Genomic DNA, 23,748 nt, shown 5'->3' with positions numbered 1-23,748 from the left:
ACACCGCGGTGTTGCTTAATGCAGTTGGGTGTTGCTGTCGGCATTGCCGTTGTGGAGGGCGGCGATGTCTAACGCATCGAATACATAATGATTACCACAGTAATCACAGTGCATATCGATGTTGCCATCCTGTTCCAGCATATCGGCCACTTCTTCCGCTGGCAGCGTGATCAAGGCATCGGCACAGCGCTGGCGTGAACAGGTGCAGCGGAAGATCACGTCCTGAGGTTCGTACAGCGTAACCTCTTCCTGATGATAGAGGCGATACAGCACTTCGTTGGCCGGCAGGGTGAACAGCTCGTGATCCTTGATGGTGGCGGTCAGCTGCACCAGATGGTCGAAATCATCGGCATTGCCATCCTGAGCTGGCAGTACCTGCAGCAGCATACCGGCAGCCGCAGGTTTGCCTTCAGCTTCACCGGTACGGATAAACAGGCGCGTTGGCAACTGTTCGGACTGGCGGAAATACCCTTCCAGACACTGGGCCAGCGTTTCACCTTCCAGACCCACCACGCCCTGATAGCGTTCACCTTCAGACGGGCTGATGGTGATCACCATAATGCCGTTACCCAGCATCTGGTGCAGGGTGCTGTCGGCCACAATCTCGCCTTCGACACGGGCTACACCACGCATCTCCTGGCGATTATTGCCGTTGATCACTGCCAGTTTCAGCGGGCCGTCGCCTTGCACCTGAACGGTAATGTCACCGTCGAACTTCAGCGTGGCGGTCAGCAGGCTGGTGGCTACCAGCAACTCGCCCAGCAGTTTTTGTACCGGTGCCGGATAATCATGGTTGGTCAGGATGTGCTGATAGGTTTCGCTGACGGTAACCAGCTCACCGCGCACCGCGTAGTTTTCGAACAGGTAACGGTGTAATTGGTCATGGTTGGACATAGTTTTCTCTCATTGAGGCGAGGGATTATTCCTGCTCGCCAAATTTAAATTTAATCAAATCGCGCCGCTCTTTCTTGTCCGGACGACGATCCGGATGCGGCATGGTCAGCGCATTCATCTTGCGTGCCAGCGCCACTTTCTCGCGATTGGCAATGCTGGCCTCGGTTTCCTGATACATCAGCTGCGCCTCCTCGGCTCCACGCCGTTGGCTATTGATGGCCAGCACGATGACAGTGCGTTCGTCGTTGCCCTGACGCAGCTTGATTTCGGCATTGATTTCAACGGCTTTACTCGGCTTGCCGCGTTGCCCGTTGTAGTGCACCTTGCCGCCGTCGATCATGTCACGGGCCAGTGCGCGGGTTTTGTAAAATCGGGCGGCCCACAGCCATTTATCCAGGCGGACGGCCTCATCCGGTGTTGCTTTGGCTTTCATTGCTCCCTCCGTTCCAAGGCCGGTATCAACTGGCGGTAGTCGCTCATCGACGGATAACGCTGGAAAGTTTTACTCGCCATGCTGGAATCCGGGTTCTGCACGCCAAGGCAGTAGCGGATACCAAACTTGCTTGCGGCATCCAGAATGGGTTCACCATCATCCACAAACAGCGTGCGCTGCGGGTCAAAGCCGGTTAGTTGCTGAACTGCCTGCCACAGACGCTGATCTTCCTTTGGATAACCAAATGTGTGGGTGGAAAGTAATAAATCAAGGTGTCGATCCAAACCGGTGTGCTCAACCTTCACCGCCAGACTGTGTGGATGCGCGTTGGTGAGCAGGATGGTGCGCTGCCCGGCATCGCGTAACGCCTGCAAAAATGGTTGGGTATCTTCACGCAGCCGAGCGCGGTTACCGACTTCGCTGGTCATTTGGTAGATATTCAGCCCTAGGCGTTCGCTCCAGTAATCAAAGCAATACCAGTTCATGGTGTGTTGCACGGCCAGGTATTCCTGGTGAATGATTTTGCTGGCGTCGTCGAAGGGAATGTCTCGTTGCTCACTCAACGCCTGCGGTACCAGCGTTAGCCAAAAATGGCTGTCGAATTCAAGATCCAGCAGGGTGCCGTCCATATCCAGCAGTACGGTATCAATATCGTGCCAGTCAAACTCAGGAACCATGTACCAACTCCATAGGCGGGATAGCGGTATCCCGCGGATGATAAAAAACATACAGCCTAGTATAGGCGGATGGCAGGTTGGAGGCTACGCCATCGGGCGTATGGACATCGGGGTGAGCTGCGGGTTGAAGCAACTGTCGTAATAGCGCTGGATATCGGCGAGGCGATGTTGGTTTTTGCGCCTGCGTTGTACCAACCGCCAGGAGTTGTAACCCAGCACGACGACCAACACCAGCAACAGCAGGCTGGTGCCAAGATAGCGCCACAGGGTCACGATATCCGGTTCACTATGCAGGGCGATATGCCGAGTGCCGTTGGCATCGACAAAGATATTGGTGATCACCCCGTTTGCCCGGAACGGCGTATGTAGCAACATGCTGCTAAGACGCTGTAGTTCTTTCCATTGGTCGAGTGAGTTGTATTCGTTCAGCGGCTGTGTGGGCAAGGGATAATCCACCAACTGCTTGCCTTCGTCACTGGTAATCAAAAAACCGCCCGGTGGTGGGCTGTTGAGGGCCGCAGCGGCCTGACGGGTTTCCCGCACCACGAAGGCAGAGGTAGCCGCGTTACTCAGGTTTTCCAGCGATTCAGCACTGACCGGACGCAGCAGGACGTTAACGCCTTCCAGCGCCCCGGATTTGGCCCGTTTCACCAGGTTGGCCCAGTTCTTGACGTTACCCAGATTGACCAGCGCATTCTTCAAGCGCACACAGTCGGCCTCCGTGCCACACAGGTCCTGCGTTTTCAATACGATATCCGCAAAGTCATCCAACAGGATCATGCCTGACTTTTCAATGGCGCTGGCCAACTGTGGGTTCACTTTCTGCTCGGCACCGCTTGGGTGCAGTTGCCGGTTGATGGTGGCCATCAGCGCAGCCGCTTTATCGATCACTTCCGATTCGGGCTGTGGCAGCGGGGTCGCCGTATTCCAGTAGATCCCAGAACAATCGAAAGGCATAAAGCTTGGCGCAGTGGCGCTGTTGTTGCCCGAAGGAACGTAGCACATGCCGTTGCCCTGAATTTTCAGCCTATCGCCGATATGCAGTGGAATGGCCTCCAGCGCTTGAACGCTGGTGACTTCCGTTTTCTGTGTGCCCTGTAACCACGCGGTGCTCAATTTAGCGGGTAGGCTGAGTGGAATGTAGATTAACAGTAACAACAGCACCACGAGCGAACTGGCCGCTAATACGGCGTTCTTGCCCCAATGCTGCAAGGGGAAGTTTTTCACTTCGTCATGCAGGGAAAGATAGTGCCCTTGACGTACCACCTGCCGGTTGAGGTAGATATCCACATTGGTGGTTTTACCCAGGTCTGCATTCAGGTAAGGCAACCAGTGCGGGGGGTAGATCAAATCGATAATGCCAAAAGAGATATTACTGATTTGCCCCTGATTGGACTCACCGAATAACCCCCAGCGCTTTGGCGTGCCGCGCAGACAGTGCACCTCTTTCAGCTCTTTTTCGCTCGGGCGGCGCAACAGATGCCAGCAGCTCCAGACGATCATCAGCACCGCTACCAGAATGATCCAGGGGATCACTACCACCGGACTGATCAGGCTAAGGAACAGCAGCAGTAGGGCAGCAGAGATGAGGGCCGCTTCCTTGACGCCGTTCGGCCGGTTAAGCTCATGTTCCTCGCGGGTTTCCTTGCGAATGTTCACCAACTCAATATGTTCGCTCTCTTCTTTGCGGATGGAGGCGTTCCTTGTCGGGGTTGTAGTCACTACCGGCGAAGGTGGGCTGTCGTAAATATGATCCAGCAGCGAATGGCCGTTGAGTGAGATCACCAGCGGTAGAGTCTGGGTCTTGATCACTTCGACATGGTTATCGGCGCTGATGTACTGCTCCCAAAACGGAGGAAGATGGATCTCTTCCGAGTCGAGATAGTAGCGCCAGTTGTTGGGTTCATCGCTTGCCAGACCATAGCGGGTAATGGCATGGGTGATCGGGTAAACGTTGTCGCTCTGTGCGGTCAACGCCAGCCTGGCAGAAGGCAGGGAAGCGGAACCTGACAGCAGTTTGTTGCCCAGGCGGTTTTGTTGGTTGAGGTAATTCTCGATAGCTGCCCGCTCTGGCGCGGTCAGTTTGCGGTGGTTAGGTTTGACGAACGGCAGGATACCTGCCAAGGCTGGCTGGGGGCGGAATTTAAACCACAAGTAGAGGCCAGCAGCGATCAGGCAGGCTAGCGCTAAGGCCAATATCAACGCTATTGTGCTCATGCTATTCTCGTCCTACACCCATGAAACCGCCAATCTTACGCAAAGCCAGACATTATACGGAGTTAACCGCCCAGAGATAGAATGACCCACCGTTTAGTTGTTATCCGGCTCTCATTCGTGGCTATCGTTAGGCATTTACCGTACGATTTTTTAACCTGCACGAGCATAGCAATCCTCATGGTGTCCGGATATCAGGATTATCCTATTTGCCTACCTGTTTTTTTATCCACCGGGATAGCTGCTGGTCAGGTTTGTTAAAAAAAAGTAAATTACAGGCTAAGCTCGTTGCGGAAATGGTTCCCATTAACGCACAATGTGATCAAGATCGAGTTTAGCCAGTGGTTGACCCTTTTGCTGTCTGCCACAACGCGCATATTATTATCCTGGTTACCTGCCTGAGAGTACTGAGTATTCAGTGTATTAAGCGGTTAACCTATTTGAGGCAATCATGGATAAACAGCTGCAAAAACCTAAAATTCTGAAAGTAGAAACGGTCGCGCGCTCGCGTTTATTTAACGTAGAGTCGGTCGATCTGGAGTTCAGTAACGGTGTGCGGCGGGTCTATGAGCGTATGCGCCCTTCGGAACGTGAAGCGGTGATGATTGTGCCGGTGATAGGGGATGATTTGCTGCTGATCCGTGAATATGCGGTAGGCACCGAATCCTATGAGCTGGGCTTCCCCAAAGGGCTGATTGATCCTGGCGAAGGAGTGTTGGAAGCCGCTAATCGCGAACTGATGGAAGAAGTCGGCTTTGGGGCCGGGCGCTTTGATTTCCTCAGCAAACTGACGATGGCACCTTCCTATTTTTCCAGCCAGATGAATATCGTGCTGGCACACGACCTCTATGCGCAAAGCCTGGAGGGGGACGAGCCAGAGCCGTTACCCCAGGTACGTTGGCCGATAGCCAACATGATGGCACTGCTGGCGGAACCGGACTTTCGTGAGGCGCGCAATGTCAGCGCATTGTTCCTGGCAGAGGCATTTCTGCGCGGTTCACGCTAACCCTCCATCGATTCATCTGCTGACAAATCCGCCTGGGCTCACAACATACGGCGCCCGCCGGTTAAGATAAAAAAATGGCCAGATTGCTCTGGCCATTGTCGTTTTTAGAACAGCTCGTGACTTTCGCCACCAGGGTCTGTCAGGGTGGTTCCGGCATCATGTACCGAGAACTCCGTGGGTTGAGTGCCTTCGATAAAGTACTCGGAACGGCTACCTCCGCCCCCGTTGGACAGTTTGCCGGTGCTCTTGTCGATGGTCACGCTGACAATCCCTGGCGGTGGAGTGACTTTCTGCTCTGGCAGGCCTTCCAGCGCCACCTTCATAAAGTCATCCCAAGCCGGTTGAGCACTCTTCGCCCCACCTTCACCACCGGAAATCTGATCCGGGATAGCACCTGAAGCGGAGGAACGGCCAAGATTGCGGCGGTGATCGTCGAAACCGATCCACACCGATGTCACTGTTTCTGGGCCGTAGCCGGAGAACCAGGCATCTTTCGAACTGTTGGTGGTACCGGTTTTGCCGCCGATATCATGGCGTTTAAGATCGCGGCCTGCGCGCCAGCCGGTGCCCATCCAACCCGGTTCACCGAAGATATTGGTGTTCAATGCATCACGGATCAGGAACGACAGCGGGGTGCTGATCACGTGTGGCGCATACTGCTGGTCGTTATCTTGCTGCATCTGGGCCGGGGTTACCTGCTCAAGCTGTGGCATCGGGACGTTGGCATTGTTGCCTTCCTGCGATACCGCCACGTTCTCGACGTTATCATCGGAAAGCATGGCTGAACGATGCGTATCGCCGTAGATCACCGGCAGGTTGCAGCTATTGCAGACCACTTTCGGTTTGGCTTCGAATACCGCGTTACCCGTATCGTCTTCGATCTTGGTGATGAAGTACGGGTCAATCAGATAGCCACCGTTGGCCAACACGGCATAGCCGCGAGCCACCTGTAGCGGAGTGAACGAAGCCGAACCTAGCGCCAGCGATTCCGAATGCACGATATTTTGCGCCGGGAAACCAAAGCGTTGCAGATATTCAGCGGCATAGTCCACGCCCATGGCGCGCATTGCCCGCACCATCACCACGTTTTTCGATTGGCCTAGGCCTTGGCGTAGTCGGATAGGACCGTCGTAAGTAGGTGGCGAGTTTTTCGGCCGCCAGTCGGTACCGGCACCGGCATCCCAACGGGTGATCGGCAGATCGTTGAGGATGGTGGCCAGCGTCAGGCCCTTATCCATCGCCGCGGTATACAGGAACGGTTTGATGTTGGACCCCACCTGGCGCAGCGCCTGGGTTGCGCGGTTGAACTTGCTCTGGTTGAAATCGAAGCCGCCGACCAACGCCTTGATAGCGCCAGTATTAGGATCGAGCGACACCAGCGCCGAGTTCACGTCCGGCACCTGTGACAGCCACCAGTTGTCGTTAACTTTACGCACCCAGATCTGTTGGCCGGGCTGCACCACGTCGGTGACGCGCTTCGGCGTAGGGCCTTGCAGCGTATCGCTCTTGAACGCACGTGCCCAGCGCATGCCAGACATAGGGAGCGTAATGCGGCTGCCATCGGCCAGCATGGCGGTAGCCTGTTCGGCATCCGCCTGCAGGATCACCGCAGGAGACAGCGGGCCGTAGTTCGGCAGGTTCTTCAGTGAATCGACAATCTGTTTCTGATCCCAGGCAGGCTCACCCACTTTCCACAGCACGTTTGACGGGCCGCGATAGCCGTGGCGCATGTCGTAGTTGAGGATGTTGTTACGTACCGCCTCCTGCGCACCTTGTTGCAGCCGCTTGGTGATGGTGGTGTAGACCTTGTAACCGTCGGTATAGGCGTTTTCACCGTAACGCTTGATCATCTCCTGACGCACCAGCTCTGAAAGATAAGGGGCAGAGAAGCTGATTTCCGGCGCATGGTAATTGGCTACCAAAGGTTCACTGCGGGCCTGATCGTACTGCGCCTGTGTGATGTAGCGCTCATCCAGCATTCGCGATAGCACCACGTTACGACGCGCTACGGAGCGATCGTGGGAGTACAACGGGTTAAAGGTAGAAGGTGCCTTGGGTAATCCGGCAATGGTGGCCATTTCGCTCAGCGTCAGTTGGCTGACATCCTTACCAAAATAGACGTGCGCGGCAGCACCCACGCCATAAGCGCGGTAACCCAGATAGATTTTGTTCAGATACAGCTCAAGAATTTCATCCTTGGTCAGCATCTGTTCAATGCGGATCGCCAGGAAGGCTTCCTTGATTTTGCGCATCAAAGTGCGTTCCGGGCTCAGGAAGAAGTTTCTGGCCAACTGCTGGGTGATGGTACTGGCCCCCTGCGAAGCATGGCCGGAAACCAGCGCGACCGAGGCGGCACGGAAGATACCAACGGGATCGACCCCGTGATGATCATAGAAACGGCTGTCCTCTGTGGCGATGAAGGCATGCACCATCACCGGTGGGATTTGGTCCAGCTTGAGAGGAATACGGCGTTTTTCACCATATTGGGCGATCAGTTCGCCCTCCGCGCTGTAAACCTGCATCGGGATTTGTAGCCGCACGTCTTTCAGCGTTGCGACATCGGGCAGCTGTGGCTCGACATATTTGTACAAGCCAAAAATCGAGGCTGCTCCCAGCACGATGCAAAACACTGCAAGGATTAAAAGATACTTTACGAACTTCACCTGAGATTTCCCATTTCATGTCAATTGGGCAGTTTATAAACAACCGCGCGGTAGTATAAAGGCAAGCCTGCAACATGGATATGTTCTTTTGTTATCTGAGGGTACGGAGGTGGGGTGAAATATGTTTTCTCAAACGTGGCAGGTGGGGTTGGATATCCAGGATCACAGCATCAGAGCGCTGGCTGCGCAGCGTCGGCGTAACGGTTGGCAATTGCGCCACTGGTGGCAACAGGCATTGCCCTATTCGGCGCTGCGGGCGGGGCATTTAGAGAGTTCTGCGATGCTGGTGGCGGTACTCAAGCAGTGGCGTAGCCGGTTACCAAGACATATTTCCTTACGCATTGCTTTACCCGCGCAGCGGGTTTTACAGCAGACGTTACCCCTGCCGGATCTGCGCTTGCAGGAACCGGTTCGCCATGACTACATCACCACCCAGGGTCTGAAACAGTTCCCGTTAGACAGCCAGACGTTAGCATTGGATTACCGCCAGGCGCAGCCCAATACCCATCAGTTGCTGCTCACCGCGGCCCGCCAGCAGGAGCTGCAACAATGGCTGCATTGCCTGCAACAGGCGGATCTGCATCCCCAGGTGATCGATATCGCCCCCAATGCGCTAAGTATGATGGCCGCCTTTGCCGGCTTGGCTCCCGATGCCGGGCTGCTGCATCGCCTGGAGTCGGAATGGTTATGGGTAGCACCGCGAGCGATGTCCTTTGCTTATGGCGTCTTGCCTGCGGGGGAAGCCGTCGGCGTCAAGCAAGCGTTGGCAGCCCTGCGTTCAGCTTGCCCAGCCATGGGGGCTAAAGAGGTGTATTACAGCAGCGTGCTGGACGAGGCCGCGCCAGAAGGTGCCATGCCTTGGTCACCGTTCACGGCTTTCAGCCGCTTATACCCACCGCTGCCCGCTCAGCCGATGGCGTTTGTTCTGGCTGGCGGGTTGGCTCTGCGCCGCGAGGATGCCTGATGTATCAGGTCAATCTGTTGCCCTGGCGCCTCAGACGGCAGCGGCAGCGCTACACCTTCTGGTTACGCTGCTTCGTTGCTCAATTGCTGCTGGTGTTGGCTATGCTCACGGCAGCCTACTTTTTGCTGTTCTACCAACAGGCCAGGCAACACTCGATATTGCAGGACTTAGCGCAGCAACACACTGAGCTGGAAGAGCGTATTCAGCAGACTCAGCAAAAGATGGCCGAACTGGCCCGTTTAGCCGCAGAAAGCGACCGTTACCAGCATAATCGAGCGCACAACCTGCGTTACCTGTCGCTATTGCAGCAGCTCTCGGTAACGCTGCCGGACACTTTGTGGCTCACGGGGTTTGAAGAGAACCCCAAGGGGATCTCATTGTGGGGGCAAGGTGGGGCGTATGGGGAGATCGTCACCTTTGAACGGCGGTTGGCCGCGCTACCTTTGTTACAGGGCTGTCGCCTGGTTGAAGTCACACAACGAAAGGAGGGAGGGTTGGCGTTCACTCTAACGGCACGCTGGGGGCAGGATGGATAAGCCCCTGCCAGACTGGCTGATCCCCTGGCTAGCCCGGCCTGGTTGGCAGTTGCTGGCGGCTCAATGGCTGGTATTAGCCGGGGTTGGGCTGTTGGCCTGCAGTGGGCTGATCTCGGGGGAATGGCAACGGTGGGAAAGGCTGGATGAGCAGCGTCAGCAGTTGGTACACCAGATTGCAGAGCGTCAGCAGCAACTTAGCCAGCTACCGCCGTTAGCAGAGCTTGAGCAGCGGTTGGGGCATCAGGTGTTGATCGTGCCTGATGAGCCGGGGGATTTGGGTACTCAGCTCTATCAGCTTGGGGGGCGGCTGCTACGTTTCCAGCAGCAGGAGAAACCAGCCCAACAAAAGATAAGGTTACAGCTAGATTTCGAGGGCTTGCTGCGCTTGCTGGACGCGCTGCCCTCCACCCGCAGGATTGGGCAAATGAAGATCGAGAGGCAGCCCGAAGGGTTAACCACTCAACTGACTCTGATTAGCTCAGAAGAGGCGGTGGATGAATAAGGCGTGGTGGTTTTGGCTGTTGCTCTCGGCCCCGCTGTGGGCTGAACAGTATCGCGATCCGTTCCAGCCACCGCTAACGGCGGCCTGCGCCGATCCTACTGTTTCACCGGAGGATTGGCGGCTGAAAGGGATTATTGGCACGCCGGATTTGCGCTATGGCTGGGTGGTCACCCCGCAGGGGCAGTGGTTGGGGTTATTGCCCCAGCAGCGGGTGCTGGATGGGGATTGGCAAGTGATGCAGATCCAGCCCCGGCAGCTTGAACTCGTTGCGCAGGATAGGGCCGAAGCATGTCGGCCACGCACGGGTAGTGTGGTGCTCACGTTGGGGAAAAACCGTAAGGAAAAGTGATGAAAGGATATCAGTGGCTTTTGGTGGGGTGGCTGGTTCTCCCTTTGGCGGTGATGGCGGGTGTGCAGCAGGAAAAGCCGGTGTCACTGGTGTTCCATGATACTCCGGTCAGCCTGATTTTACAGGCGCTGGCGGAGTATCAAGATCTGAACCTGGTCGCTGCCGAGGGGGTCGATACCAATCTGACGCTGCGGTTGGACAATGTTCCCTGGCAGCAGGCGTTGGCCGTGGTATTACGCATGGGCAAGCTGACGATGACGTTGGAGGGCAATGTGATGATGGTTTTCCCACTGCCGGATGAACAGGAGCTGCTTCGTCGGCAGCGGGAGTTGGCGCAGCAGGAGTCGCTGCACAACCTGAAGATCACGCTGCAAAACGCGGAGGCCAGCGAGATAGCGCAGAGCCTGGATAGCCAACGTGGCAAATTATTGACCGAGCGTGGCAGCGTCGTGGTGGATAGACGCACCAACGCGTTGCTGCTGCGTGACACCGCTCAGGCGCTGGCCCAGTTGAAAACCTGGGTGGCAGAGATGGATGCCCCGCTGGAACAGGTGCAACTGGCTGCCCATATTGTCACCATCAGCAGCGAGAATTTGCGGGAGCTTGGCGTAAGGTGGGGCCTGGCGGCAGAAGAAAGGCCAGCCAAAAAGCTGCGGATAGACAATTTCAGCGTTGGTCTGCCGGTAGAGAACAGCGCCATAACGGCCGGTTTCCACCTGGCACGCATCAGCGGGCGCATTCTGGATCTGGAGCTGTCGGCGCTGGAGCAGGAAAATCAGGTGGAGATTATCGCCAGCCCGCGCCTGCTTACCGCACATCTGCAAACCGCCAGCATTAAGCAGGGCACGGAAATCCCCTACGAGGTGTCGAGCGGTTCCAGCGGTGCCACCTCGATCGAGTTCAAGGACGCGGTGCTGGGCATGGAAGTCACGCCGAAGATTTTACCCAATGGCCGCATCACCCTGGCGTTACAGATCAGCCAGAATATGCCCGGGCGTTCGATCAAACAGGGCGAAGGAGAGGCGCTGGCGATCGACAAGCAGGAGATTAAAACCCAGGTGACGGTGAAAGATGGTGAAACCATCGTCTTAGGGGGCATTTTTCAGCGTCAGCGCAACCAAACGGCCGATAAAGTCCCTGGCGTGGGCGATATCCCCTTGCTGGGATCGCTGTTCAAACACAGCAACCAACAGCATAAAAGGCGCGAGTTGGTGATTTTCATCACGCCCACACTGGTTAAAGTCTAAATTGTCTCGATCGTGATGTTTGGCACGGTGGTGACGCCAAGTCCAAATGAGGGAAACCGACGAAAGTTGCCGTTAATCTGCCAAATCACGACATCCCGTGACTTTTTCAGATAAACTCCAGGCGGAGATCTCGCTGCAATGCTCGGTTCATGAGGTCTTAGTCCAAAATCCTAGCCGTTGAAAACGCTTAAAAGTTGGCAAGCAAATGCACTTTTTTTCGTGCCTTAGAGGCATCTGAGTTTGACGCTGCGGCCGATTTAGCTTACAAGGGTTACCGAATTGAGCACCGAGGTTTTTTTGTTAATGCTGTACCCGTCGTCTTCCAGGCTGAAACCTGGGATCCATAGGGTATAAGACGCCGTTAAAAACGTATGGTTTCCCTCCTGCGGCGTGGATAGTGATTTATTCGGTTGCCAAACTACCAAGAGTGTTGAGATAATTTTTCGTCTGATCTCGCACTATCGCTCATGAGGTTTCAGTTTAGGTCCCGCCGCTAATTTGATTGGCGGGGCGGGTTATCATTAACGAATTGTCTTAGTAATACCGAAAAACATGGCAGAGAAACGCAATATCTTTCTGGTTGGGCCTATGGGTGCCGGCAAAAGCACTATTGGCCGTCAGTTAGCTCAGCAACTCAATATGGAGTTTTTCGACTCCGATCAAGAAATTGAGCGACGTACCGGAGCTGACGTGGGCTGGGTATTCGACGTGGAAGGGGAAGAAGGTTTCCGCGATCGTGAAGAAAAAGTCATTAATGAACTGACGGAAAAGCAAGGGATTGTGCTGGCTACCGGCGGGGGCTCGGTTAAGTCGCGTGAAACGCGTAACCGCCTGTCGGCGCGTGGTGTCGTGGTCTATTTGGAAACCACTATCGAGAAGCAGTTGGCCCGTACTCAGCGCGACAAGAAGCGTCCGCTGCTGCAGGTAGACTCTCCTCCGCGTGAGGTGCTGGAAGCGCTGGCTAGAGAGCGCAATCCGTTGTACGAAGAAATTGCAGATGTCACTATCCGCACCGACGATCAAAGCGCTAAAGTGGTTGCCAACCAGATTATCAACATGCTGGAAAGTAACTGATAGCGGGTTCCGTGTTGGCCGCGGGCAAATGCGGAAATTCTGATTGTGTTCCCCGCGTTGGCGGGGATAAACCACACCGAGAACTGAGCGCGACATGGAGAGAATTACCGTAACGCTTGGGGAGCGTAGCTACCCGATTACCATAGCCGCCGGATTGTTTGACGATCCGGCTTCTTTTATGCCGCTAAAGGCGGGTGAACAGGTCATGCTGGTCACCAACCAGACTTTGGCACCGTTGTATCTGGAGCGGATCCGGTCGGTGCTGGAACAGGGCGGCGTAGTGGTGGATCAGGTGATTCTACCTGATGGCGAACAGTATAAATCTCTGGCCGTACTCGAGCAGGTGTTCTCGGCGCTGCTGGAAAAGCCCCACGGTCGCGATACCACGTTAGTTGCCCTCGGCGGCGGCGTGATTGGCGATCTGACCGGCTTTGCCGCAGCGTGCTATCAACGCGGTGTGCGTTTTATCCAGGTTCCTACCACGCTGCTCTCGCAGGTGGATTCCTCCGTTGGCGGCAAAACCGCCGTCAATCATCCGCTCGGTAAAAATATGATCGGTGCCTTCTACCAACCGGCTTCGGTGGTGGTAGATTTGGACTGCCTGCGTACTTTACCGGCGCGTGAACTCTCCTCTGGTCTGGCGGAAGTGATCAAATACGGGATTATTCTCGATGGTGATTTTTTCGTCTGGCTGGAAAATAATATTGATGCGCTGGTTGCGCTGGATATGGACGCGTTAGCGTACTGCATCCGCCGCTGTTGCGAATTGAAGGCCGAAGTGGTGGCTGCCGATGAACGTGAAAACGGTCTGCGGGCGTTGCTCAATCTGGGCCATACCTACGGCCATGCCATCGAAGCCGAAATGGGCTACGGTGTCTGGCTGCACGGTGAAGCCGTGGCGGCTGGCATGGTGATGGCTGCGCAAACAGCACGTCGCCTGGGCCAGTTCTCGGCTGACGATATTGAACGGATCAAGGCGCTGCTGCTGCGCGCCGGGTTGCCGGTTTGCGGGCCGCAGGAAATGACGCCTGAGGCCTATCTGCCACACATGCTGCGTGATAAAAAAGTGTTGGCGGGGGCGTTGCGTTTGGTATTGCCGAAGGGCATTGGTGAAGCAGAAGTTCGTGGCGGTGTCGCCCATGAGCTGGTGCTGGCATCCATCGCTGACTGTTTACCAACACAGCGCGCGTAAGTCGGTTACACTCAATAACGTTAACGTTTCGCCAGGTCGATATGCAGCCGTTGCTCTGCTGCTATCCGGGCTGTACCTTGCCCGCCGGGCAATTCCATGGATGGCGTAATTTGACGCAGGTCGACAGTGCTTGAGCTTGCGGGCTATAACAGTAGCTTGGCTGCTGTTAGACTCTATAAAAATTGTGCGTAAGGCGAGACAGATATCGCTTTGCCATCATCGGGTTAATAGTCTCGAACCACCTGGGTGGCGAGATTTTGCCTCTAGTTGGAGGGTTTCAGATGGATGAATTTAAACCAGAAGACGATCTCAGGCCTGATACCAGCGATCGCCGTCCTTCGCGTTCACGTCGGCCAGCCGCAACTGGGCCGCGTTTTGCCGTTTCACGCCAGCATATGATGATTGGGATTGGCATTTTGGTGCTGCTGTTGCTGATCATCGGTATCGGTTCGGCGCTGAAGGCCCCCACCAAGCACGAGGTTGCGCAACAAGGGGCAACCCGCGACATCAATCTGTCGGGCTCATCGTCGCTGACCACCAGCAACAACGGTGTTGCGGGCGGCACTACGGATACCAACGATAACAACGGTGTCAGTACCTCTCAGCCCCAGACTGTTAGCGTTCCACCTATCTCCAGCACGCCGACTGAAGCACAACCTGTAGTACCACAGGGCGGTGCTGGTGAGCGTGTCGATCTGCCTGGCAACATGGCTGATGCCTTGTCATCACAGCAAGGTCAGGTTGATGCTGCTGCCGCGCAAAGTCTCAATGCCCCGGTTTCCGCTTTGCCAACCGCTCCGGCAACCGTGATGAACGGTGCTGCCGCGCGTCCGGCGGCGAATAACAATGCAACCGCTGCAACGCAGCCGCATAAAACGCCTGCCTCCAAGCCAGCAGCCACCAAGCCGACAGCATCGGTCAAACCTTCTGCGACCACCACCACGGTTTACACCCCGCCGGCCAAAGGCAAGAGTGGTGTGGTGAGCGGCAGCGGAAGCTCACTGAAAACCGCACCGGGTAGCCATTACACGCTGCAGTTGAGCAGTGCCTCACGCTCCGATACGTTGAATGCTTTTGCCAAGCAACAGAATTTGCCACACTTTATGGTGTACGAGACCAAACGTGATGGTAAACCCTGGTATGTGTTAGTGAGCGGCAACTACGCTTCTTCGGCGGAGGCCAAGCGTGCTATCGCCACACTGCCGGCGGAAGTTCAGGCGAAAAAACCATGGGTCCGCCCTGTACAGCAAGTACAGCAAGACCTGAAAAAATAATCATTAATTTTGTGCGCTGATGTGCTGTCTGAAACAGAGTACATATCCGCCGCTCTGAATTGTAATAAGTAGCTAACTGACGGCATGAAGAAAAACCGCGCTTTTTTAAAATGGGCTGGTGGAAAATACCCGCTGATAGACGAGATCCGTCGTCATTTACCAGAGGGTAACTGCTTAATCGAGCCCTTCGTGGGCGCGGGTTCAGTCTTCCTGAACACAGAGTACGAGGCTTATATTCTCGCCGATATCAACAGCGACCTTATCAGCCTGTATAACATCGTTAAGCTGCGCACGAGTGATTTCGTGCGCGATGCCCGCTTGCTTTTCACCGACGAATTCAATAACTCAGAGCAGTTCTACCTGCTGCGCGAAGAGTTCAACACTACTGCCGATGAGTATCGGCGCGCGCTGCTGTTCCTGTATCTGAACCGCCACTGCTATAACGGCCTGTGCCGCTATAACCTGCGTGGTGAGTTCAATGTGCCGTTTGGGCGTTACAAGAAACCTTACTTCCCGGAAGAAGAGCTGTATTGGTTTGCTGAAAAATCACGCAATGCTACTTTTGTCTGCGAGCATTATCACGATACCATGGTGAAGGCGACCCAAGGTGCGGTGGTCTATTGCGATCCGCCTTATGCTCCTCTGTCGGCAACGGCGAATTTTACCGCTTATCACACCAACAGCTTTAGCCTGGCCGATCAGCAAGGGCTGGCGCGCATTGCGCATCAGCTGTCGGTTGAAAGCCAGGTGCCGGTGTTGATTTCCAACCATGACACCGAGCTGACGCGTGACTGGTATCAGCATGCTTCGCTGCATGTGGTGAAGGCTCGTCGCACCATCAGCCGCAATATTTTAGGCCGCAGTAAAGTGAACGAACTTCTGGCGCTGTATAAAAAAGCGGAATAACTCGACCCCTACGTTTGGAGAAGCGGATGAAAAAGTTTTTGATTGCCCCGTCCATTCTGTCTGCAGATTTTGCCCGCCTGGGTGAAGATACTGCCAAAGTGTTGGCCGCCGGTGCCGACGTGGTGCATTTTGACGTGATGGATAACCACTACGTGCCTAATCTGACGATCGGGCCAATGGTGTGCGAAGCCTTGCGCAATTACGGCATTACCGCACCGATTGACGTCCATCTGATGGTAAAACCGGTCGATCGCATCGTGCCGGACTTTGCCAAGGCGGGGGCAACCTACATCTCTTTCCATCCCGAAGCTTCTGAACACGTCGACCGTACCATCCAACTGATCAAAGAGAACGGCTGCAAGGCGGGCCTGGTGTTTAACCCAGCGACCCCGTTGAGCTATCTCGATTACGTAATGGACAAGATCGACGTGATCCTGCTGATGTCGGTCAACCCTGGTTTCGGTGGTCAATCCTTTATCCACGGCACGTTAGACAAGCTGCGTCAGGTTCGCAAACTGATCGACGAAAGTGGCCGCGACATTCGCCTGGAAGTGGACGGCGGCGTGAAGGTAGACAATATTGCCGAGATCGCAGCGGCGGGCGCGGACATGTTCGTGGCAGGCTCGGCCATCTTTGGCAAGCCGGATTACCGCGCGGTGATTGATCAAATGCGCAGCGAGCTGGCCAAGGTGAGTCATGGCTGATTTTAGCGCTATCCGTGGTCTGGCCTTCGATCTCGACGGCACGCTGGTAGACAGTGCGCCGGGTTTGGCGGCGGCCATCGATATGGCGTTGGCGGAAATGGGTCTGCCGCAGGCCGGTGAGGCCCGTGTTGGCACCTGGATTGGTAACGGTGCCGATGTGCTGGTCCAGCGTGCGCTGCGCTGGGCAGAGGTGGAAGCCACGCCAGAGCTGTGCCTGCAAATGCGTCAACGTTTCGACCATTTCTATGGGCAAACCGTAGAAAGCGGCAGCCGCCTGTTTCCACAGGTAATAGAGACGCTGGCCCGGTTGGCCAAGCTTGGCTACCCGCTAGCGCTGGTCACCAACAAGCCGACACCCTTTGTAGCCCCTTTGCTGACGGCGCTCGGCATTATCGACTTTTTCTCGCTGATCATCGGCGGTGACGACGTGGTGGAGAAAAAGCCACATCCTGCCCCGCTGTATCTGGTGTTCGGCAAGCTTGGCCTGCGGGCCGGTGAAGTGTTGTTCGTCGGGGATTCGCGCAATGACATTCAGGCGGCGCAGGCGGCAGGTTGCCCGAGCGTCGGTCTGACTTACGGATATAACTACGGTGAAGCGATCGCCCTGAGCCACCCCGACCGCGTGTTGGAGCGCTTCGCCGATTTGTTGCCCGCACTTGGGCTGTCATCTTTAGAAGATCGGGAAATTTAACTATGAGTAAGCCCATCGTTTTCAGCGGCGCGCAGCCGTCCGGTGAACTGACTATCGGCAACTACATGGGGGCGCTGCGCCAGTGGGTGCAGCTGCAGGACGAGTTTGATTGCATCTACTGCATCGTCGATCTGCATGCCATCACCGTGCGTCAGGATGCACAACAGCTGCGTAAAGCCACCCTGGATACGCTGGCGCTGTACCTGGCTTGTGGTATCGATCCAGAGAAAAGCACCATCTTCGTGCAGTCTCATGTGCCGGAACATACGCAACTGAGCTGGGTGCTGAACTGCTACACCTATTTCGGTGAACTGAGCCGCATGACCCAGTTCAAAGACAAGTCGTCGCGCTATGCGGAAAACATCAACGCCGGTCTGTTCAGCTATCCGGTGCTGATGGCGGCAGATATTCTGCTGTATCAGACCAATCAGGTGCCGGTCGGTGAAGATCAGAAACAGCATCTGGAACTGAGCCGTGACGTCGGCCAGCGCTTCAACGCGCTGTATGGCGACGTGTTCAAGGTGCCGGAGCCGTTTATTCCGAAATCCGGTGCGCGCGTGATGTCGCTGCAAGAGCCGACCAAGAAGATGTCCAAGTCGGACGATAACCGTAACAACGTGATCGGCCTGCTGGAAGATCCGAAGGCGGTGACCAAGAAGATCAAACGTGCGATGACCGATTCCCAGGATCCGCCGGTCATTCGTTACGACATTGCCAATAAAGCGGGGGTGTCCAACCTGTTGGATATCCTTGCCGGCGTGACCGGCAAGAGCATTGCTCAGCTGGAAGCCGAGTTTGAGGGCCAGATGTATGGTCACCTGAAGGGCGCCGTAGCAGAGGCCGTATCTGGTATGTTGGTCGAGCTGCAAGAGCGTTATCACCGTTTCCGCAACGATGAGGCTCTGTTACAGCAGGTGATGCGTGATGGCGCAGCGAAAGCCCGTGCTCGTGCGCAGGAAACCTTGGCGAAGGTATATGAAGCCGTAGGTTTTGTACCGCATCCTTAATGGATGTAGACAGAGTCTCAGCCAGTAGGGGCGCCGCATGCGGCCCCCCTGGGATCGAACCTGTTTGGTAACGACAAACTTAGCAACATTACTACCTATCTGAAGCGGCCAAAGGGTCGCTTTTTTTATGCTATTTTGCTCAAATCTGCTGGTGTTTCCCGGCAGGCATTCCAGTTCAGCTTGCTGCGCAGGCTGACAACGCTGCCAACGATAATCAGGCTTGGGCTGGCAGCCTGTTTGGCTAGCTCACCCAGTTGCGCCAGCTCGCCTTCTATCACACGTTGGCGAGTTGAGGTGCCGTTTTCGACCAGAGCTACGGGCATTGAGGCCGCCATACCGTGAGCGATCAGCTGCTGCTGGATTTCTGCCGCCTGAGTTAGCCCCATATAGAACACCAGCGTCTGCTGTTTGGCGGCAAGCTGTGCCCAGTCCAATCCGCCGTCGGCCTTGGCGTGGCCCGTCACCAAACGCACGCTTTGCGCGTGATCGCGGTGGGTGAGGGGGATGCCGCTGTAAGCCGAACAACCCGAAGCCGCAGTGATCCCCGGCACTACCGAGAAGGGAATATTCGCTTCGGCCAGCGTTTCCAGTTCTTCGCCACCCCGGCCAAAGATGAAGGGGTCGCCCCCTTTTAGCCGGACGACACGCAGGCCTCGTCTGGCCTGCTCCACCAGGATCTGATTGATGTGTTCCTGAGGTACGCAGTGATATCCGGCACGCTTGCCTACAAAGATACGCTCGGCATCGCGGCGCACCAGGGCCATAATTTCTTCAGAGACCAGGCGGTCGTAAACGACAACGTCAGCCTGTTGGATCTGCTGCAGACCTTTCAGCGTCAGCAGGCCAGCATCGCCGGGGCCTGCACCTACCAGCACCACTTCACCCTGTTCTTCAGGCCGATCGGCGAACAGCTTTTCAACCTGCTGGTTGGCCTGCGGGGTATCGCCGTTGGCCAGGGACTGCGCCAGTCTGTCGTGTACGAACAACCTTTCCCAGAAGCGGCGACGAGCGCCAATGCTGGCAAACTCCTGCTTCACCCGCTGGCGCAATGAACCCGCCAACTGAGCCAGTTGACCCAGATGCTGCGGCAGAATGGCTTCCAGTTTTTCCCGTAGCAGACGTGCCAGCACCGGGGCTTTGCCCCCGGAAGAAACGGCCACCATAATCGGCGAACGATCGATAATCGAAGGCATGATAAAGCTGGCGCGTTTGGGGTCGTCCACCACGTTGCAGAACACCTGCTGTTGGTTGGCGCACTGATAGACCAGGGCGTTGACTTCCACCCGATCGGTGGCGGCAATCACTAACCATTTTTCTGCCAGCAAGTCGGCAGAAAACTCACTTTCTACCAGAGTCACCTGGCCCTGTTCGGCCCAGATCAGGAATTGCTCACTGAATTCGAGCGAGTTGACGGTTAACTGCGCACCGGCGTCCAGCAGCAGGCGAGCCTTACGTTCAGCGACTTCCCCGCCGCCGACCAGCAGGCAGGCTTTGTGTTGCAGTTGGCAGAAAATGGGTAAGTAATCCATCGGCAATCCTCGGAGAAGTGGCTAACGGGGGCGATTGCTCACCCCAAAAATCATTATGCGGTTTGGCGAGCGGCGGCAATCTCAGCCTGTGGACGTTGGGCACGTGGTGTGGCATACCAGTAACCGAGGCCCATAAAGACGGCACCAGAGACCATATTGCCCAGAGTCACCCACAGCAGGTTATGACCGATACCGCTCAGGGTATAGGCTTCGCTGTGGTGGCCGAACCAGGACAGGGCAAACAGCGTCATGTTAGCCACCGAGTGCTCGTAACCGGAAGCGATAAACGCCAGCAAACACCACCAGATGGCGATGAATTTGGCCGCGCCTTCAACGCGCAGTGCCATCCAGATCGCCAGGCAAACCAGCCAGTTACACAGCACGCCTTTGAAGAACAGCACTTCTGCCGGGGCGGTGGTTTTGGCCAGCGCCACGGTATGCACCAGGCTGGTATCCATCGGCAGCAGGCTACCGCCGCCGTAATAATACATCAGCGCGACCAGCACCGAACCGAGCAGGTTACCCAACCAGGTTTGTGGCAGCACGGCCCACATCTGGCGGTGCTTGATGGTACCGGCTTTGACGCCCAGCATCAGAAACATGGTGTGGCCAGTGAACAGCTCTGAACCGGCGATAATCACCAGCGTCAGTGCGATCCCGAAGGTGGCACCCATGACCAACGGACGGATAGACGGATCCACCAGGTTGCCGAGGGTAAAGATCAGGATGATGCCAAGGCCGACATAGGCCCCGGCCATAGCGGAACTGATCCAGAAGCCGAGCGGACTCTCTTTGGCCAGTTTGACGATGCGTGCCGCGTTGGCAGCACATTTGTTGATGGTGTCGGTGAACATAAATTTCCCTGGGAAGTAATAAAAATTGGTGCCGTGCCCCTTGGTTAACCTTAACCAAGGGGCATCGTGTTTTATTGCATTGCCACCTGAACCAGGCCGTCGACTACCCGGCTGGTGAAGCTGGCCACGGAGCGGCTCTCATCTTCCAGACAGAAACCGTCGTGCAGGCGGAAATGCTGTTTTTTCAGTGGGCTGGCGACCCACAATTCACCCTGATGCTCGGCAATCAGTCCGCGAGAGAGCACGCTGGCCTGGGCAAACGGGTCGATATTGCTGATGGCAAACAGCCGTTCGTCGGCATAGGGGCGGAATATCGCCACCTGCTGGGTACCGATCAGCGCACACACGCCGGTCGCGGGCAGAATATCGGCGATGGGGCAAACGGTGATCCACTGGCTCATGCGTTGTTCTCCTCGGTTTCCAGCAAGGTGACGGGAATGCGTTCATCCGGGCGAGCTGGGCGATGTTGCTCGCGCTCGGCCACGACCTGCACGTTAGGATCGCGCTGGCTGTTGTTAATAAAGTGAGCGAAACGCACCTGCGATGCAGGATTTTCGACAGTTGCTTTCCATTCGCAGATCACTGCTTCGCGCAGGCGGGCAATTTCGGTTTCCAGCTGTGCGTTGATGCCCAGCTTGTCGTCGATAATCACCTTGCGCAGATAATCGATGCCGCCTTCCAGGCTTTCCAGCCAGACCGAGGTACGCTGCAGCTTATCGCCGGTGCGGATGTAGAACATCATGAAACGGTCGAGGTAACGCATCAGCGTTTCGTTGTCGAGATCGGCGGCCAGCAAATCGGCATGGCGTGGTTTCATCCCGCCGTTGCCACAGACGTACAGGTTCCAGCCGTTCTCGGTGGCAATAATGCCGACGTCTTTCCCCTGCGCCTCGGCACACTCGCGGGTACAGCCGGAAACGCCAAACTTCATCTTGTGCGGGGTACGGATGCCTTTGTAACGGTGTTCAAGCTGCACGCCGAAGCCAACGCTGTCACCCACGCCATAACGGCACCAGGTGCTGCCGACGCAGGTTTTCGCCATCCGCAGCGCTTTGGCGTAGGCGTGGCCGGTTTCGAAACCGGCGGCGATCAGCTTGCTCCAGATGGCGGGCAGATCGTCTTTCTGCGCACCGAACATGCCGATACGCATCGAGCCGGTCATCTTGGTGTACAGGTTGTATTCTTTGGCAATCTGGCCGACGGCGATCAGACCTTCCGGCGTGATTTCACCACCGGCAGAGCGTGGGATCACCGAGTAAGTGCCGTCTTTCTGGATGTTGCCCAGGAAGTTGTCGTTGGTGTCTTGCAGCGGCGTGTGCTGCGGTTTGAGCACATACTCGTTCCAGCAGGAGGCCAGCAGTGAACCGACGGTCGGTTTACACACTTCGCAGCCGTAACCCTTACCGTATTTCGCCAACAGCTCGTCGAAGGTCTTGATGCCTTCAACCCGGATCAGGTGGTACAGCTCCTGGCGGGAATAGGCAAAGTGTTCGCATAGGTGATGGTTAACCTCGATGCCCTGTTTGCTCAGTTCGGCATTCAGCACCTGGGTGATCAGTGGAATACAGCCGCCGCAGCCGGTACCGGCCTTGGTCTCGGACTTGATCGCCGCCACGGTATGGCAGCCCATATTCACCGCTTTGATGATATCGCCCTTGCTAACGTCGAAGCAGGAACAGATCTGTGCGGTTTCTGGCAGTGAATCTACGCCGATGGCAGGCTTGCTGCCGGCATGGGCTGGCAGGATCAGGCTGTCCGGGTTTTCCGGCAGTTCGATATTATTCAGTGCCAGCTGCAGCAGGTTGCCGTAGTCGCTGGTATCGCCGACCAGCACCGCGCCGAGCAACGTTTTGTTGTCCGCGCTGACGACCAAGCGCTTGTAAACCTCTTTGCTTTCATCCAGATAGACGTAGCTGCGGGCGCCTTCGGTACGCGCATGCGCATCGCCAATGCCCCCAACATCGACCCCTAGCAGCTTCAGTTTGGCGCTCATATCGGCACCCTGGAAGCTGTTTTCACGGCTCAGCAGATGGTCGGCGGTGACCTGAGCCATCTTGTAGCCCGGCGCGACCAAGCCGAAAGTGCGCTGCTGCCAGGAGGCGCATTCGCCAATGGCATAAACGTCTGGATCGGAGGTCTGGCAGTTATCGTTAATCGCAATGCCGCCGCGTGGGGCGGTAGCCAGCCCGCATTGGTGAGCCAGTTTGTCCTGCGGGCGGATACCGGTGGAGAAGACGATAAAGTCGACTTCCAGCTCGCTGCCGTCGGCAAAGTGCATGGTTTTGCGTGCGCTTTTGCCGCCGTTGATAATTTCGGTGGTGTTCTTACCGGTGTGGACTTTGACACCCATGCGCTCGATCTTGCGGCGCAGCTGGTCGCCGCCCATTGGATCGAGCTGTTCTGCCATCAACATCGGCGCGAACTCGATCACGTGGGTTTCCACGCCCAGGCTTTTCAGTGCGCCAGCCGCTTCCAGGCCGAGCAGGCCACCGCCTACTACCGCGCCACGTTTACTGCGGCGGGCGCAGGATTCGATAGCGTTGAGATCTTCAATGGTGCGGTAAACGAAGCAGTCCTGAGTCTCTGAACCTTTGATCGGCGGGATCCACGGGTAGGAGCCGGTCGCCATGATCAGCTTGTCGTAATACACCGTGCGGCCGGTATTGGAGTGGATCACTTTCTCTGCGCGGTTAATGGTGATCGCGCGCTCGCCTACCAGCACTTTGACGCCCTGTTTTTCGTAGAAGCCTTCGCGGACCAGCGAAAGCTCTTCGGCAGTGTGGTGGGAGAAATAGGAGGAGAGATGCACGCGGTCGTAGGCGATGCGTGGCTCTTCACAAAAGATGGTGATGTCGAACTGGTCTTTGTCTGCCTTTTCCAGCAGATCTTCGATAAAGCGGTGGCCGACCATGCCGTTGCCGATAACCGCGAGTTGGACTCTGCTCATTATTGCCTCAAAATTCTGATTTCCTGGATGTACCTTATTCCTCCCAGAAGGCAATTTATTGATACAGGTCAAGCTAGCCCCTATA

The 23,748-nt window shown here is 56.1% G+C and carries 22 protein-coding genes; 13 read left to right on the top strand and 9 right to left on the bottom strand.

Annotated features, from left to right (window positions below):
* Positions 1-15: 15 nt before the first annotated feature.
* From hslO to KGP17_RS25625, 4 genes are all read right to left on the bottom strand, one after another.
* The gene (hslO, locus tag KGP17_RS25640) at positions 16-894 is read right to left on the bottom strand and encodes an Hsp33 family molecular chaperone HslO (RefSeq protein WP_021807459.1); all 879 of its coding nucleotides are present in this window, start codon (positions 892-894) and stop codon (positions 16-18) included.
* A 25-nt stretch (positions 895-919) separates the two neighbouring features.
* Positions 920-1,327 carry a ribosome-associated heat shock protein Hsp15 gene (hslR, locus tag KGP17_RS25635; protein WP_059199457.1) on the bottom strand — a complete coding sequence of 136 codons (408 nt, stop codon included), beginning with the start codon at positions 1,325-1,327 and terminating at the stop codon, positions 920-922.
* A complete protein-coding gene (gene yrfG / locus KGP17_RS25630) occupies positions 1,324-2,004 on the bottom strand; it encodes a GMP/IMP nucleotidase (protein WP_218520175.1) in 681 nt (226 codons plus the stop codon). The genes hslR and yrfG overlap by 4 nt, the downstream gene beginning before the upstream one ends.
* 84 nt (positions 2,005-2,088) lie before the next feature.
* Complete coding sequence (locus KGP17_RS25625; protein ID WP_021807461.1) at positions 2,089-4,221, bottom strand: intracellular growth attenuator family protein; 2,133 nt, start codon at positions 4,219-4,221, stop codon at positions 2,089-2,091.
* Between the two features lie 448 nt (positions 4,222-4,669).
* Between KGP17_RS25625 and nudE the strand changes: the two genes are divergently transcribed.
* Positions 4,670-5,224, top strand: coding sequence for an ADP compounds hydrolase NudE (nudE, locus tag KGP17_RS25620; RefSeq protein WP_021807462.1), 555 nt, complete (start codon positions 4,670-4,672; stop codon positions 5,222-5,224).
* A 104-nt stretch (positions 5,225-5,328) separates the two neighbouring features.
* Here nudE and mrcA read toward each other — a convergent pair whose 3' ends face one another.
* The gene (mrcA, locus tag KGP17_RS25615; protein WP_223498584.1) at positions 5,329-7,887 is read right to left on the bottom strand and encodes a peptidoglycan glycosyltransferase/peptidoglycan DD-transpeptidase MrcA; all 2,559 of its coding nucleotides are present in this window, start codon (positions 7,885-7,887) and stop codon (positions 5,329-5,331) included.
* A gap of 121 nt (positions 7,888-8,008) precedes the next feature.
* On the opposite strand from mrcA, the gene pilM reads away from it, so the two are divergent.
* The 12 genes from pilM to trpS all read left to right on the top strand — a co-directional run bounded on the left by pilM (position 8,009) and on the right by trpS (position 18,333).
* The gene (gene pilM / locus KGP17_RS25610) at positions 8,009-8,851 is read left to right on the top strand and encodes a type IV pilus biogenesis protein PilM (protein ID WP_021807464.1); all 843 of its coding nucleotides are present in this window, start codon (positions 8,009-8,011) and stop codon (positions 8,849-8,851) included.
* Positions 8,851-9,387, top strand: coding sequence for a PilN domain-containing protein (locus KGP17_RS25605; RefSeq protein WP_223498583.1), 537 nt, complete (start codon positions 8,851-8,853; stop codon positions 9,385-9,387). Before pilM ends, KGP17_RS25605 begins: the two co-directional genes overlap by 1 nt.
* The gene (locus KGP17_RS25600) at positions 9,380-9,889 is read left to right on the top strand and encodes a hypothetical protein (RefSeq protein WP_209529977.1); all 510 of its coding nucleotides are present in this window, start codon (positions 9,380-9,382) and stop codon (positions 9,887-9,889) included. Before KGP17_RS25605 ends, KGP17_RS25600 begins: the two co-directional genes overlap by 8 nt.
* On the top strand, positions 9,882-10,238 hold the full coding sequence (locus tag KGP17_RS25595; protein ID WP_223498582.1) for a hypothetical protein: 357 nt from the start codon (positions 9,882-9,884) through the stop codon (positions 10,236-10,238). Before KGP17_RS25600 ends, KGP17_RS25595 begins: the two co-directional genes overlap by 8 nt.
* Positions 10,238-11,485, top strand: coding sequence for a DNA uptake porin HofQ (hofQ, locus tag KGP17_RS25590; RefSeq protein ID WP_223498581.1), 1,248 nt, complete (start codon positions 10,238-10,240; stop codon positions 11,483-11,485). The genes KGP17_RS25595 and hofQ overlap by 1 nt, the downstream gene beginning before the upstream one ends.
* 552 nt (positions 11,486-12,037) lie before the next feature.
* Entirely contained in the window at positions 12,038-12,559 is a 522-nt protein-coding gene (gene aroK / locus KGP17_RS25585; RefSeq protein ID WP_005271698.1) for a shikimate kinase AroK, read from the top strand.
* A 94-nt stretch (positions 12,560-12,653) separates the two neighbouring features.
* Positions 12,654-13,751, top strand: coding sequence for a 3-dehydroquinate synthase (gene aroB / locus KGP17_RS25580; RefSeq protein ID WP_021807469.1), 1,098 nt, complete (start codon positions 12,654-12,656; stop codon positions 13,749-13,751).
* 281 nt (positions 13,752-14,032) lie between these two features.
* On the top strand, positions 14,033-15,025 hold the full coding sequence (locus KGP17_RS25575; protein WP_021807470.1) for an SPOR domain-containing protein: 993 nt from the start codon (positions 14,033-14,035) through the stop codon (positions 15,023-15,025).
* Between the two features lie 84 nt (positions 15,026-15,109).
* Positions 15,110-15,931 carry an adenine-specific DNA-methyltransferase gene (gene dam, locus KGP17_RS25570; RefSeq protein WP_021807471.1) on the top strand — a complete coding sequence of 274 codons (822 nt, stop codon included), beginning with the start codon at positions 15,110-15,112 and terminating at the stop codon, positions 15,929-15,931.
* A 26-nt stretch (positions 15,932-15,957) separates the two neighbouring features.
* Positions 15,958-16,635: a ribulose-phosphate 3-epimerase gene (gene rpe, locus KGP17_RS25565; protein WP_024482734.1), complete on the top strand. Its 678-nt coding sequence runs from the start codon at positions 15,958-15,960 to the stop codon at positions 16,633-16,635.
* The gene (locus KGP17_RS25560) at positions 16,628-17,326 is read left to right on the top strand and encodes a phosphoglycolate phosphatase (RefSeq protein ID WP_021807473.1); all 699 of its coding nucleotides are present in this window, start codon (positions 16,628-16,630) and stop codon (positions 17,324-17,326) included. The genes rpe and KGP17_RS25560 overlap by 8 nt, the downstream gene beginning before the upstream one ends.
* A 2-nt stretch (positions 17,327-17,328) precedes the next feature.
* Positions 17,329-18,333: a tryptophan--tRNA ligase gene (trpS, locus tag KGP17_RS25555; RefSeq protein ID WP_223498580.1), complete on the top strand. Its 1,005-nt coding sequence runs from the start codon at positions 17,329-17,331 to the stop codon at positions 18,331-18,333.
* Positions 18,334-18,458: 125 nt separating this feature from the next.
* On the opposite strand, the gene cysG is transcribed toward trpS, so the two are convergent.
* The 4 genes from cysG to nirB form a co-directional block, all read right to left on the bottom strand.
* Entirely contained in the window at positions 18,459-19,862 is a 1,404-nt protein-coding gene (gene cysG, locus KGP17_RS25550) for a siroheme synthase CysG (protein WP_223498579.1), read from the bottom strand.
* 53 nt (positions 19,863-19,915) lie between these two features.
* Positions 19,916-20,716 carry a nitrite transporter NirC gene (gene nirC / locus KGP17_RS25545; protein WP_021807475.1) on the bottom strand — a complete coding sequence of 267 codons (801 nt, stop codon included), beginning with the start codon at positions 20,714-20,716 and terminating at the stop codon, positions 19,916-19,918.
* Between the two features lie 71 nt (positions 20,717-20,787).
* Positions 20,788-21,117: a nitrite reductase small subunit NirD gene (nirD, locus tag KGP17_RS25540; RefSeq protein ID WP_071681341.1), complete on the bottom strand. Its 330-nt coding sequence runs from the start codon at positions 21,115-21,117 to the stop codon at positions 20,788-20,790.
* On the bottom strand, positions 21,114-23,663 hold the full coding sequence (gene nirB / locus KGP17_RS25535) for a nitrite reductase large subunit NirB (protein ID WP_021807477.1): 2,550 nt from the start codon (positions 23,661-23,663) through the stop codon (positions 21,114-21,116). Before nirB ends, nirD begins: the two co-directional genes overlap by 4 nt.
* Positions 23,664-23,748: the final 85 nt, after the last annotated feature.

It is taken from the genome of Serratia sp. JSRIV001, from assembly GCF_019968745.1.
GTDB lineage: Bacteria > Pseudomonadota > Gammaproteobacteria > Enterobacterales > Enterobacteriaceae > Chania > Chania fonticola_B.
The sequence above is the reverse complement of the archived record's forward strand: the minus strand, read 5'-3'. Positions and strand labels throughout refer to the sequence as shown.

What these genes read in the sequence shown, in the direction of transcription:
- hslO (WP_021807459.1), bottom strand. Translation starts at nt 894, where the DNA reads ATGTCCAACCATGACCAATTACACCGTTACCTGTTCGAAAACTACGCG.
- hslR (WP_059199457.1), bottom strand. Translation starts at nt 1,327, where the DNA reads ATGAAAGCCAAAGCAACACCGGATGAGGCCGTCCGCCTGGATAAATGG.
- yrfG (WP_218520175.1), bottom strand. Translation starts at nt 2,004, where the DNA reads ATGGTTCCTGAGTTTGACTGGCACGATATTGATACCGTACTGCTGGAT.
- KGP17_RS25625 (WP_021807461.1), bottom strand. Translation starts at nt 4,221, where the DNA reads ATGAGCACAATAGCGTTGATATTGGCCTTAGCGCTAGCCTGCCTGATC.
- nudE (WP_021807462.1), top strand. Translation starts at nt 4,670, where the DNA reads ATGGATAAACAGCTGCAAAAACCTAAAATTCTGAAAGTAGAAACGGTC.
- pilM (WP_021807464.1), top strand. Translation starts at nt 8,009, where the DNA reads ATGTTTTCTCAAACGTGGCAGGTGGGGTTGGATATCCAGGATCACAGC.
- KGP17_RS25605 (WP_223498583.1), top strand. Translation starts at nt 8,851, where the DNA reads ATGTATCAGGTCAATCTGTTGCCCTGGCGCCTCAGACGGCAGCGGCAG.
- KGP17_RS25600 (WP_209529977.1), top strand. Translation starts at nt 9,380, where the DNA reads ATGGATAAGCCCCTGCCAGACTGGCTGATCCCCTGGCTAGCCCGGCCT.
- KGP17_RS25595 (WP_223498582.1), top strand. Translation starts at nt 9,882, where the DNA reads ATGAATAAGGCGTGGTGGTTTTGGCTGTTGCTCTCGGCCCCGCTGTGG.
- hofQ (WP_223498581.1), top strand. Translation starts at nt 10,238, where the DNA reads ATGAAAGGATATCAGTGGCTTTTGGTGGGGTGGCTGGTTCTCCCTTTG.
- aroK (WP_005271698.1), top strand. Translation starts at nt 12,038, where the DNA reads ATGGCAGAGAAACGCAATATCTTTCTGGTTGGGCCTATGGGTGCCGGC.
- aroB (WP_021807469.1), top strand. Translation starts at nt 12,654, where the DNA reads ATGGAGAGAATTACCGTAACGCTTGGGGAGCGTAGCTACCCGATTACC.
- KGP17_RS25575 (WP_021807470.1), top strand. Translation starts at nt 14,033, where the DNA reads ATGGATGAATTTAAACCAGAAGACGATCTCAGGCCTGATACCAGCGAT.
- dam (WP_021807471.1), top strand. Translation starts at nt 15,110, where the DNA reads ATGAAGAAAAACCGCGCTTTTTTAAAATGGGCTGGTGGAAAATACCCG.
- rpe (WP_024482734.1), top strand. Translation starts at nt 15,958, where the DNA reads ATGAAAAAGTTTTTGATTGCCCCGTCCATTCTGTCTGCAGATTTTGCC.
- KGP17_RS25560 (WP_021807473.1), top strand. Translation starts at nt 16,628, where the DNA reads ATGGCTGATTTTAGCGCTATCCGTGGTCTGGCCTTCGATCTCGACGGC.
- trpS (WP_223498580.1), top strand. Translation starts at nt 17,329, where the DNA reads ATGAGTAAGCCCATCGTTTTCAGCGGCGCGCAGCCGTCCGGTGAACTG.
- cysG (WP_223498579.1), bottom strand. Translation starts at nt 19,862, where the DNA reads ATGGATTACTTACCCATTTTCTGCCAACTGCAACACAAAGCCTGCCTG.
- nirC (WP_021807475.1), bottom strand. Translation starts at nt 20,716, where the DNA reads ATGTTCACCGACACCATCAACAAATGTGCTGCCAACGCGGCACGCATC.
- nirD (WP_071681341.1), bottom strand. Translation starts at nt 21,117, where the DNA reads ATGAGCCAGTGGATCACCGTTTGCCCCATCGCCGATATTCTGCCCGCG.
- nirB (WP_021807477.1), bottom strand. Translation starts at nt 23,663, where the DNA reads ATGAGCAGAGTCCAACTCGCGGTTATCGGCAACGGCATGGTCGGCCAC.